The sequence below is a fragment of the uncultured Gimesia sp. genome (assembly GCF_963972345.1).
In the GTDB taxonomy this organism is placed as follows: domain Bacteria; phylum Planctomycetota; class Planctomycetia; order Planctomycetales; family Planctomycetaceae; genus Gimesia.
Window position 1 is genome coordinate 1 of record NZ_CAXAVM010000204.1, and the last position, 12,292, is coordinate 12,292.

At 50.5% G+C, this 12,292-nt stretch carries 6 protein-coding genes; all 6 read left to right on the forward strand.

Features of this window, described 5'->3' with window-relative positions:
- A partial coding sequence (locus tag AACZ40_RS24145; protein WP_339676154.1) for a DUF1553 domain-containing protein occupies positions 1–1,039 on the forward strand: 1,039 nt, incomplete at its 5' end.
- A gap of 286 nt (positions 1,040–1,325) precedes the next feature.
- Positions 1,326–4,124, forward strand: a complete 2,799-nt coding sequence (locus AACZ40_RS24150) for a PPC domain-containing protein (protein ID WP_339676156.1) — start codon at positions 1,326–1,328, stop codon at positions 4,122–4,124.
- A 90-nt stretch (positions 4,125–4,214) separates the two neighbouring features.
- Positions 4,215–7,508, forward strand: coding sequence for a c-type cytochrome domain-containing protein (locus tag AACZ40_RS24155; RefSeq protein ID WP_291175125.1), 3,294 nt, complete (start codon positions 4,215–4,217; stop codon positions 7,506–7,508).
- 325 nt (positions 7,509–7,833) lie between these two features.
- Positions 7,834–9,114, forward strand: a complete 1,281-nt coding sequence (locus AACZ40_RS24160; RefSeq protein WP_291175122.1) for a glucuronate isomerase — start codon at positions 7,834–7,836, stop codon at positions 9,112–9,114.
- A 114-nt stretch (positions 9,115–9,228) separates the two neighbouring features.
- Complete coding sequence (locus AACZ40_RS24165; RefSeq protein ID WP_291175119.1) at positions 9,229–10,908, forward strand: SpoIIE family protein phosphatase; 1,680 nt, start codon at positions 9,229–9,231, stop codon at positions 10,906–10,908.
- A gap of 6 nt (positions 10,909–10,914) precedes the next feature.
- A partial coding sequence (locus tag AACZ40_RS24170; protein WP_339676159.1) for an FHA domain-containing protein occupies positions 10,915–12,292 on the forward strand: 1,378 nt, incomplete at its 3' end.

Below are 12,292 nucleotides of genomic sequence, written 5' to 3' on the forward strand. Positions count from 1 at the left end.
GGGTCTCCGCATTCAATGTGCCCGTTGTCACCACCATCCTTTCGAAAAATGGAGCCAGGATGATTACTACGGACTGGCCGCATTTTTCAGTCGGGTTGGAACCAAAGATCCCACTGTGGGGTCGATTGGAACCGGCGGTTTCCGTGATCAGCGTATTTTCCATAAAGAGGGTATGGCTGCAGCGAAAAATATCCGTTCTGGTGAAAACCTGAAGCCAACGGCCCTCGGCATGCAGCCGCTGGAATTAAGCCCCGAGCGAGATCCTCGCGTGGCGCTGGTTCAGTGGTTATCACGAACCGATAATCCTTTCTTTGCTAAAGCACTGGTAAACCGCTACTGGAAACACTTCTTTGGTCGCGGCATTGTCGAACCGGAAGATGATATGCGTGCCACCAATCCTCCTGCCAACCCTGAGTTGCTGGAAGGGCTCTCCCGGCATTTTGTGGAAAGTGGATTTGATTTGAAGGAACTGGTCCGGGCGATCTGCCGTTCCAATGCTTATCAGCTCAGTTCATTGCCCAATGAGTATAACCTGAAAGACAAACAGAACTTCTCACGGTATTATCCTAAACGATTGACTGCAGAGGTGCTGTATGATGTCTTCCATCAGGTCACCAATTCTTCACAGCGTTTTTCGGGTCTGCCTGCTGATACGAAAGCCGTCCAGATTACCGATGCCACTTCCGCTCCATACTTCCTGAAGGTATTCGGGCAACCCCAGGCGGATACGGCTTGTGAGTGCGAACGTTCCCAGAGTGCCAACCTCGCACAAAGCCTGCATCTGCTGAACAGCAAAGAAGTTCAGGATAAGATCACAGGTGCTTCAAGTCGGGCTGCCTTGCTGGCAAGTGATACGAAACGTTCCAACGAAGAAAAGATTCAGGAACTGTATCGCTGGGTTTATTCCCGTGCTCCACAGGATCAGGAAATGAAATTCGCCCTGTCCTACATTGAACGACATAAAGAAAAGCCACAGATTGCCTATGAAGATATCATCTGGGCTCTGATTAATACCAAGGAATTTCTGTTCAACCATTAAAGTGTGTTGGCGGCAAACATCTCATGCCATCAGTATACCAGCGTGGTGTGCTGATGGCATTTGTTCACAGCAAACGTCAATTTCCAGTGAGCATGAATTTCGATAAAAGTCTCTGATTTTCAGGCGGGCAACCGTTTTATGTTTAGACAATGGTGGTCCGCTTTTTTACAATAAACTTAATATAATCGGCATTGATTTCGTTTTGACTGATGTAAAGCGTTTTGAATGCGGATTCCCTCCTGAATTCCTCCCAGAATAATCCATCCAGAAAATTGGTAGCAGTATTATGATGCATACGCGATTTTTTGACCGCCGTCGTTTCTTCACGAAGGTTGTTTGTTTTCTTGCTGCAGGATTGGGACTGGTTTTAACAAACCGAATTCAGTCGCTCCAGGCTCAGTTGCCTCAGACAGTTATCTATTCCGTTAATCCATCGGGAGGACAGAAAGGTCAGACTGTCGAAGTCCGTGTGACGAACGGGAAAGATCTGGATGAGCTGAACGCCCTGTGGTTCAGTCATCCGGATATCAAAGCAACTCCCAAGATGCAGGATAGTAACGGAAAACAGATTCCCGTTGCCAACACCTTCCAGGTGACAATTGGAAATGATGTTCCTCCCGGCGTGTATGATGTCCGCGCGAATGGTTTGTATGGCTTGAGCAATCCCCGATCATTTGTCGTGGGAGATCTTCCAGAGAAGACTGAAGCCGAGCCAAATAATAAAGAGGACCAGGCAACACCGATGGATGTGAATTCGGTGATGAATGCCTTACTCAACGGTGCGACTGATGTCGACTATTATTCCTTCACCGGTAAAAAAGGGGACAAGGTCTCCATTGACTGTCGCGCAGCCCGCATTGATTCACCTGCGGTCGCTATCGTCGAACTCTACGGACCCGACCAGCGGCGCCTGGTCAGTGAGCGTGATACGTTTCGTAACGACCCGTACATCAATCTGACACTTCCCCTCGACGGGACTTATAAGATTAAAGTGTATGATCTGACTTATGCGGGTGGCGTGGATAACGTCTATCGATTGAGCGTTCATCAAAAACCGCATATTGAGTTCATTATGCCCCCCTCGGGAACGCCGGGAACAACCGGCAGCTATACCCTGTATGGCTACAACCTGCCGGGGGGAAAAACTTCAGACTGGAGTATCGGCGACGAACCACTGCAGGAAGTCAATGTATTTATCACTCTGCCATCAAAGCCTACTACTTTGAAAATGGGCGAGCAGGGTTTTCCGCACGAGGTCAGTGCCGACGGTTATTCGTATGTCTGGGCAACACCCGCCGGAAGCTCCAATCCGATGACGATCTACTATGCCGAAGGCAATATTGTTCGTGATGAACAGACCAAAGAAGAAACACTGACTCTGCCTGGTGAACTGGTAGGCCAGTTTGAAGTAAAAAATGATGTTGATACCTTTCGTTTTGCTGGTAAAGCGAATGAAAAATATTCGATTGAAGTATTCGGTCAGCGTAACGGGATCGTCATGGACCCTGTGATCGTGGTCGAGCAGGTAATTAAAGACAAAGATGGCAAAGAGACATTCAAACAACTGGCCAATGTCGGTGCCACAACTGTTTTTGCCGACCTGAGTGGAAAGTTATTTGACACGCGGACAGACGATCCTTATTACCAGTTTACTGCACCCGCGGAGGGTGAATATCGGGTTACGTTGCGTGACCTGCAGTTCGAAACGCGGGGGAATCCGCGGATGGTATATCGGGCCGTGATACGTCAGTCCAAGCCTGATTTTCGTCTGGTGGCGTTGCCTCTGTATCCCCAGGCCGTCAACACGGGTGGTTCACCGGCGGCAATCACTTTGAGAAAAGGGGACAGCTTCAAAATTGCTGTCATGGCGTTGAGGAAGGATGGCTTTAATGAGACAATCGATCTGTCTGTGAAAGGTTTGCCACCAGGGGTTACCTGCAAAGCAGCCAGCATTGGCAGTGGTGACAGTAATGCAGAAATGATTCTGACTGCTGATGAATCAGCTCAAAAGTGGTCGGGTGAAATCGAAATCACAGGCGCTGCGAATTCAGGCGCTGCGAAACTCGAACGTGTCGCCCGGGCAGCCACAGTTCTGCGACCAGCGGCAAACAATATTCGTGCCGATTCCCGGATCGCCCGCTCGCTGGCATTATCGGTAATTGATGAAGTCGCTCCTTACCAGGTTGTTGCGGACGTCGCGGAGGTGAATGTGAATCAGGGACGCCAGATTCTGGTTCCCGTCAAAGTGGTAAAACGCACCGGGTTTGACAATGCGGTAGCACTCGCCTGGAACGGCATTCCCAAAAACAGCAATATCACGGCAGAGAATAAAACGATTGCCAAAGGTAAGGCAGATGAATTATTCCAGTTGTTTGTCAATAACAATGCCAAGCCGGGAGTTTATACAACGTATCTGCAGTCCACCGTCGATGTCTCTTATCGTCGTAATCCTGCCCAGGTCGATGAAGCGAAAAAAGAGCAGGCAGAAGTCACGAAAAAACTGACCGATGCTCAGGCGGCTTTGGCTGCAGTGACCAAACAACGCGATGACCTTGCAAAAGCCACTGATAAAACGGCTGAACAGAAAAAAGCCGAACAGGCCAAAGCGGAAGAACAAGTGAAGGCAGCCGATGCCGCTGTCAAAGCTGCTGAAGCGGCGAAGAAAGCGGTGGATGCTAAAGTGGCAGCCGCTGAAAAAGCTGCTGCTGCGAAAACGGTAAAGGTCTACGCTCCTTCCACGCCGCTGGTGATTCGCGTCAAGCCGGCACCGGTGACTCTGACATTAGCTGTGCCCGGAGGTGGTGCACTGAAAAAAGGAGCCGCGATTGATGTCAAAGCGACGATCAAGCGCATCAATGATTTCAAAGGGCCGGTTGAGTTAACGTTGCCTTTACCACCGGGTGTCACGGGAGTGACAGCCGATCCGGTTCAGATTCCGGCTGATAAGACAGAAGTCACGATTCCCATCAAAGCCACTGCGGAAGCGACTGAAGGTGATCTGGCGAACATGGTGGTCCGGGCGAAAGCAGATTTTCAGGGAGAGGCACTGGTCGATGCACCGATCAAACTCAAGGTTACCAAGTAAGACAGAATAAACAGTATTTTTATTTTCAGAAAACATTAGCGATTGGTTGTTGATCCAATCGTTTCATCAGCGATATCAGAGGGGCATGTTATGTGGAACCGGTTTGCCAGTTTAAGTGTTATCATCACTGCAGTTTTATTCTGCAGTCAAATCACGGTGGCGGAAGAAAAACCAATTCAGCCTGTGAAGGTGGATCTGGGGCGTCCTGTCAGTTTTGAGAAGGATGTCTTTCCGATTCTGGATGCCAATTGTATCGCCTGCCATAACGTAGCGAAAAAAGAAGGTTCGCTGGTTCTGGAAAATGTAGAGGACCTCATCAAGGGGGGAGACAGTGGTGCGTCAGTAGTGCCCGGTAAACCGGATGAAAGCTATTTCTATAATGTAGCTTCCCGCACCGAAGAGAGCTTTATGCCACCTCTGCCGAACAAAGTGGGTGCGAAAGCCCTGACACCTCAGCAGGTCTGGATTGTACGTCAGTGGATTCTGGAAGGTGCAAAGTCAAGCGGCAAATCTGCAAATGCGGGAGTTGCCTGGCAGTCATTGCCTCCCGATTTAAATTCCATTTACAGTGCAGCGCTGTCCCCCTGGGCACGTTATGCTGCCGCGGGACGTGCAAATCGAATCGCCGTTTATGATCTGGCAGCAGGAGCAGAAGTTGCCACGCTCAATGATCCCGCGCTGCTGAAACTGCAGAAAGATGGCAAGCCGTTTTATCCGCTGGGAGCCGCCCATCGCGACTTTGTCCATTCACTGGCTTTCAATTCGGATGGCAGTCTGCTGGCATCGGGTGGATATCGTGTGGTGAAACTCTGGAAGAAGTCGATTGGAAATGTCGTAAAAAAAATGGACCTGCCGGCTGCTGTGACTGGCCTGGCTTTGAATGCCGACCGGAGTGTTCTGGCTGTCGCCACCGCTGATAATTCTGCTTCGCTGTGGAAGTTACCTGAAGGCACAAAACTGGTCGACTTGAAAGGGCATGCGGGAGAAATTAAAGGCCTGGCCTTCACCCCGGATCGTACTAAAGTCGTGACATCATCTGCTGATCAAAGCCTGCGAGTCTGGAACGCCGCTGATGGAAAGCAGATTTCCACAATGAAGACCCCTGCTGTCATCAATGCGTTAACCGTCAGTAACGATGGAACTCAGGTGATCGCGGGAGCGGCAAATCAGATGATCTATGCCTGGCCGTTGACTTTACCTGCTCCTAAAGAAGGGGAAACAGCACCGGAAATTCCAGCAGCCTTGTACGAACTCAAAGGACATGCCAAGCCCGTTACTTCCGTGAAACTGATTGCGCCTGCTGGCACACAACTGGTCTCCGGCAGTGAAGATGGTACCATTCGAATCTGGGACCTGGCCGGGAAAAAGGAAATTCGTTCCATCAACCATGGCGCGCCTGTAACCGATGTGGATGTGACCGCTGATGGCAAAACACTGGTCTCTGTCTCGATCAATGGAACAGGAAAGATCTGGCAGGTCGCCGATGGGAAAATGCTGAAAGAGTTTCGTGGCGACTTAAGCAAAGAGCGTCAGATGATTCTGGCGACTGAAACTCAGACAGTCACCAAACAGCAGGTCGCCCTGGCTGATGCAGCTGTAAAAGCGGCAGACAAAAATGTCAAAGACCGTGAAGAAGAATTGAAGAAACGCAATGAAGAATTAGCAGCCGCACAAAAGGCTGTGCCAGAAGAAAAGAAGAAAGCGGACGAATCAGCGAAAAAACTGGAAGCTGCGAAGGCAGAACTGGCGAAACTTCTGGCAGATCATAAGAAAAAAATCGACGATGCTGTCAATGCAGCCAATGCCCAGAAGGCCGCTGCAGACAAAGCTGTTGCTGATGCGGAAGCGAAGTTGAAACAGACGAATGACGCCAATCAGGCTGAAATTGCCGCTGTAGAAAAAGAAGTGGCAGCCGCGAAAAAAGCTCTGGATGACGCGAATGCGATCAAACCAGATGCAGCCGACAAAGATGGCGAAGCCAAGAAAAAAGAAGCGGTGACCAAAGCCCAGACTGAATTTGATGCGGCTCAGAAAAAACTGACTGCAGCCCAACAGAAAAAGGCAACCGATGAAAAAGCAGCAACGCAGGCCATCGCGACTGCAAAGCTGGAAATTCCCAAAGCTGATGCTGCTATTGCTGCAGCCAAGAAACTGGCTGAGACCAAGGCCGATACCAAGGCTGCCGATAAGAAAGTGGCTGATGCAGAAGCTGAGTCCAAGAAACTGACCGATGCGGTTGCTGCTGCCGAGAAAAAAGTGACCTCGTCTGAACGGTCTGTGAAAGTCGCTGAAGGCACGCTGACCAAAATCAAAGGTCAACTGGCAGAACGGACGAAAGAAAAAGCCGAGATTGATAAAACGGCGACTGCCGTCGATGCAGCTCTGGAAGAAGCCAAAAAACAGGCGGCGGTTCTGTCTCCGATTAAGTCGGTTGCTTTTTCCGAAGATGGCAAACAGATTGTCACCGGTGATGACAGCCAGATGGTTCGCATCTGGGATGCCACTACCGGACAGGAACTGGATACGCTGAGTGGGCATACGGCTCCTGTCTCTGCTGTTGCCTATACTTCCAAGACAACGGTTGTCTCAGGTAGTGCTGACAAAACCGTTCTGGTACAGAACACTCAACCGGTCTGGACCCTGGTTGCACAACTGGGAGCCGATGAAAAGGATCCTTCGAAAGTCGGCGGATCACCCATTTCCAACCGGGCGCTCTGTCTGGATTTCAGTCCCGATGGCAAACTGCTTGCCGTGGGTGGTGGTGATCCTTCCCGGAGTGGTGAAATCACACTCTGGGATGTCGCAACCGGAAAGCTCGTGAAGAAGCTGGGAGATGCCCATAGTGATACCGTGCTGGGAATCCGTTTTTCCCGTTCAGGAAAATCACTGCTGACCGGAGCTGCTGACAAATTCGTCAAAATATTTGATGTGGCGACCGGTGAGTTTGTGAAATCATTTGAAGGGCATACGCATCATGTTCTGGATGTGGCCTGGAAAGCGGATGAATCGACTATTGTCAGTTCGGGAGCCGATAACGTGATTAAAGTCTGGAATATTGAAACCGGCGAACAGAAGCGAACGATTGCCGGTTATTCCAAGCAGGTTACATCGATCGCCTTTTTGGGACTGGGAGATAACATTGTCAGTGGTGGCGGCGATAAAACCGTTCGCATGCATCTGACCACGAACGGGTCAAATTATCGCAACCTGGCAGGCTCCACAGACTATGTCTACAGTGTTGCCGGCAGCCGTGATGAAGCGATTGTCATCGCGGGTGGCGAAGATGGTATTTTACGTGTCTGGGATGCCAAGACAGGTAAATTGCTCAACAGCTTTGACCCGCCACCAGTTCCCCAGAATCAGCAGGCCAATGCTGGTAAATAAACCAGTTGATCTGAATATTAAAATTCCTCTTTCAACGGCTTTGTGATTTAGCTCACAGGGCCGTTTTTTTTTCGTGCGTTTAAGAAAAAAATGCCAGTTTCGCGCTGGTTTTCAGCTTCCGACCTGTCTCTGACACAGAGAATCGACGGGAAAGGGGGACCTGATTGCACTGTCAGGTCTGACTGATTATATTCGGTGCACACAACAAGTCATTCCACCAGATCGTCGCAGCCCGAAAACAATCCCGGGGGACAGTCCCCTGAAGAGTCATTCCTGACTGGATGCGGGCAAATATTTATTTGAACAACGCAGGAATTATTGCATTATGTCTGAGCAGCTAAGCAAACGGATCTTTACCGAATTAGAGAGTCTCGTTCTGATCGACCCTCACACTCATATTAATCCCCACGCGGCGGCTTCCACCACATTGGCTGATATCATGGGTTATCATTACTACACCGAACTGGCCCATTCTGCGGGGCTGCCTCGTGAAGTGATTGAAGAACCGGGCATCGATCCAAAAGAGAAGGTGGGGCGGCTGGTGACGCAACTGGGGGATCTGGATAATACGATTCAGCTCAGCTGGTTACTGGATATCTGCAGTGAATTTTTTGGCTTCGAAGAAGACGCCATTACAGCGTCCAACTGGGAGAAACTGTACGACACCGCTGCTGAGAAGATGGCTCAGCCCGACTGGGAGCAGCAGGTATTAAAGCAGAGCGGTCTTGAACAGGTATTTCTGACGAATGACTTCGATGATCCGCTGGAAGGCTTTGACACGCAGCTCTATATTCCCTGTCTGCGGACTGATGACCTGGTATTTCATCTGGCGAAACCGGAAACCCGGGAACGTCTGGCGAAAGCGACACAGATGGATGTCGGTTGTGCTGGAACTTTGAAAAACGCGATTGGCAAACTGTTTGAGCATTTTACAGCAAAGGGTGCCCGGGCCTGTGCAATTTCATTGCCCCCCGATTTCAGTCCGGTAGCTGTGACCGCAGACCAGGTTGATCCCATTGTGAGATCTCTGTTCGCCGGTGATGAGATCACAGGCGACGAGTCAAAAATCGTGAGCCAGTTCGTGTTCTGGACTCTGGCGGAATATTGTGACGCCCATAAACTCCCCTTTGATCTGATGATTGGTGTGAACCGACGGGTTTATGAAGCCGGCGTGTACCAGGGGCAGGACCTCTACGACAAACGGACTTCGCTGATTCAATATAAAGAACTGTTCAACGCATTTCCGAGAGTTACTTTTCCGGTTTCTGTTCTGACGAGTACCAGCAATCAGGAACTGGTCAGTTACAGCTGGATCTTTCCGAATGTCGTCATCAACGGTCACTGGTGGTATTCAAATACGCCGGCCTTCATTACTTTTGACTGCAAGAGTCGCCTGGAAGCCGTTCCCAAGAACAAGCAGATTGGCTATTACAGTGATATGTACAAACTGGAGTTCGCTTTGCCTAAATTCCGTATGTATCGTCGTGTGCTGGCAAATGTGCTGGCCAGTGATTTTGTGATGGGGAGAAACTGGTCAGAAGAACGGGCGATCGAACTTGGAAAACTGGTGCTGCGGGGGAATGTGGAGACGATCTTTGGCAGCTAATCGTTCACCCGAATGACATGAAGTGATTGCATCAGGGACAGATGCTATTTAAAATATGATTCATATCCCATTTTTATCATATCCATCATAGTTTCATCATTAAGGGCTTCCCATATGGCTACTCTGGTCATGCTGCAGGCTGGTCAAGCGGTTTCATATTCACTTAACGAACCTGAGATGGTTCTGGGCAGACATCCTGACTGTCAGATTCAACTCGATTCCAACATGGTATCGCGGCGTCATGCCCAGGTCGTGGGGTCAGGTGACGAGTTTTTCGTTGAAGATCTGGGAAGCGGAAATGGAACATTCGTTAATGGGAAAAAAATTGAGGGACGAACCCGGCTGGCGCACGATGATCGCATCAAGGTCGGCCCGATTCTCTTCCGGTTTGAATCCGGTCAAAAGCAGGAACCAAAGCGGTCGGGAGTGACGGTCGACAAGAGTTTTGATATCGGTTTCTCGAATGATACAGAGGACAGTGATGCCGGGGCCACCATCATGGGGGCTGTTTCCGGTGTCGGCGGCTTTGGCGGTCTGGATATTCGCCCGGAAGCGAAATTAAAGGCGGTCATCGAAATCAGTCGCAGTCTGGCAGGAACCGTCGATCTGGAAAAACTGCTGCCCCAGATTCTGACCACCCTGTTTCAGATCTTCCCCGCTGCCGACCGGGGATGTATTTTACTCAAGGATGAAAACAACGGAGAGATGGTGCCTCGGGCATTCAAACATCGCCGCGAAGGGGAAGATGCCACCGTCAAATTGAGCCGTACGATCGTGAATAAAGTACTCGAAGAGAAATCGGGGATTTTATCCGCTGATGCGGCCAGTGATTCACAGTTTGACGCCAGTGAATCCATCTCGAATTTGTCGATCCGTTCCATGATGTGTGTGCCCATGCTGGGGCTCGCGGAGGAACCGATTGGTATCATCAATATCGATACACAGAACCCCGTGCAACAGTTTCAGGAGGAAGATCTGGATCTGTTAATGTCAGTTGCGGGTCAGGCAGCGCTGTCCTATGAAAGTGCGCGGCTGATGTCGTCTTTCATGGAAAAGCAGAAGCAGGACAATGAAATGGACATTGCCCGCGGCGTGCAACAGGGGCTGTTGCCCAGTACGGTACCAAATGTTGAGGGATATGAATTTTTCGCGTCCTATCATTCTGCCCAGGCCGTGGGCGGCGATTACTATGATATTTTCGAGCTACCCGATGATAAGATCGGCCTCTCGTTCGGTGATGTTGCCGGAAAGGGAGTGCCGGGAGCCATGATCATGGCCCGCATGTCAAGTTGTGTGCAGAATACACTGCGGTTCGTGCATGAAGTCGGACCAGCCGTCGATGCGATCAACGATCATATGTGTGACAGCGCCGTCGAAGGGCGTTTTGTGACTTATGTGCTTGTGGTCCTGGATACCAATAATCATCGTCTGTCGCTGGTGAATGCAGGGCATATGTCTCCGATGATCCTCAAGCCTGATGGCTCGATCGATGAGTTCCCTGAAGAAAGTATTGGAGTACCGATCGGAGTGATGGAAGGCTTTCCCTTCGAAGTCGTAGAGCGGGAACTGGGACCCGGAGAAATCGTAGTTCTGTTCACAGATGGCGTGGATGAGGCAATGAATCCGGAAGGGGAACTGTATACACTGGACCGGATGCGGAAGTTTATCAAAGACAACCGCGATAAAAACGCTGCTGAGTTAGGACAGGCACTGCTGGCAGATGTCCGGCGCCATGCCAATGGTCGCCCCCAGAATGATGATATTACGATAATGACCTTCGGGCGTGTTTCCTGAAGGTGAGTGTTTTTTCAATCTAAGCTGATCGCCTTTACCATGTCTGCCAGTCTGTTTCTGCAAAATAATGGCGATTCCTCCAGACTGGAAATCAAGGGAGCGCGGGTGACGCTGGGACGGCATCCTGACTGCGAAGTCTGTCTCAAATCGAATACGGTCTCCCGCTATCATGCGCGCATTACTGTCTCTGCGGCGGACGAGTATCAGATCGAGGATCTGGGAAGTGGAAATGGCACTTTCGTCAATGACGTGCCTGTCAAAGAACCGGTTCTTCTGCAGAACGGGGATCAGATCTCCATCGGTCCGTTTCTGCTGGAATTTTCCAGTGATGAAGATTACGAAAGCTCTCAGCGTGAAGGGCTGCTGACTTCTTATGGATTGATTCCTTCGCTGAAAAATGTTTCTGTACGGCCTCACGCTACTGATAAATCGACCATCCTGCGGGCCTCCGAATCGGGCAGCGGACTGGCGCGCTTTCAAATCAAACCCGAAATCAAATTGAAAGCAATTCTGGAAATCAGCCGCACGATTGCGACCGCCACTGATCTGGATTCGATGGCTGAGCGCGTACTGGAAGGATTGTTTCATATCTTTCCCGCAGCGGACCGGGGCTGTATTTTATTGCGTGACCATGACAACCAGCGTTTCTTCCCCAAAGCGGTGCGACATCGCCGGGCGGATGACCAGGAAGCGTTACAGTTGAGCCGGACAGTATTGAAGGCCGTCACCGATAATAAAACCGGTGTGCTGTCTGCGGATGCAGCGAACGATGAGCGTTTTGTGAAGAGTGAATCGGTTTCCACGCTGACGATTCGTTCCATCCTGTGTGCGCCCATGCTGGGCATGGATGGAGGCGTTATAGGCATCATCAACCTGGATACGCAACTGGCTGGCCAGATGTTTTCTGATGAGGATCTCGAACTGCTGATGGTGATCGCCGGGCAGGCGGCGCTTTCTTATGAGAGCGCACGGCTGATGATCTCGCATGTGGAAAAACAGCGGTACGATAATGAAATGGAAATTGCAGCCCGCGTTCAGAAAGGGCTGTTACCGGCTAAAATTCCCGAAGTCCCGGGCTATGAGTTTTTTGTCTCTTATGAAGCAGCGCGTGCGGTGGGAGGCGATTACTATGACTTTATCCAGACGTCAGATTCGCTGATCTGGTTTGCTTTGGGGGATGTGGCCGGGAAGGGGGTTCCGGCCTCACTGGTGATGTCACGCGTCTGCAGTGCCGTTCGCAGTACGGTCGAATTCGTCACGGATGTCGCGGATGCCGTGCATCGTGTGAATCATCATATCGATGAGGCTGCTCATGACGGGCGGTTCATTACATTCATCCTGGGTCAGATCGAACTGACGGAGAACCTGGTTTCCTTCGTCAATG

Excerpts from the sequence above, each read along its gene's own strand:
- AACZ40_RS24165 (WP_291175119.1), top strand. The coding sequence starts at position 9,229 with ATGGCTACTCTGGTCATGCTGCAGGCTGGTCAAGCGGTTTCATATTCA.
- AACZ40_RS24160 (WP_291175122.1), top strand. The coding sequence starts at position 7,834 with ATGTCTGAGCAGCTAAGCAAACGGATCTTTACCGAATTAGAGAGTCTC.
- AACZ40_RS24155 (WP_291175125.1), top strand. The coding sequence starts at position 4,215 with ATGTGGAACCGGTTTGCCAGTTTAAGTGTTATCATCACTGCAGTTTTA.
- AACZ40_RS24150 (WP_339676156.1), top strand. The coding sequence starts at position 1,326 with ATGATGCATACGCGATTTTTTGACCGCCGTCGTTTCTTCACGAAGGTT.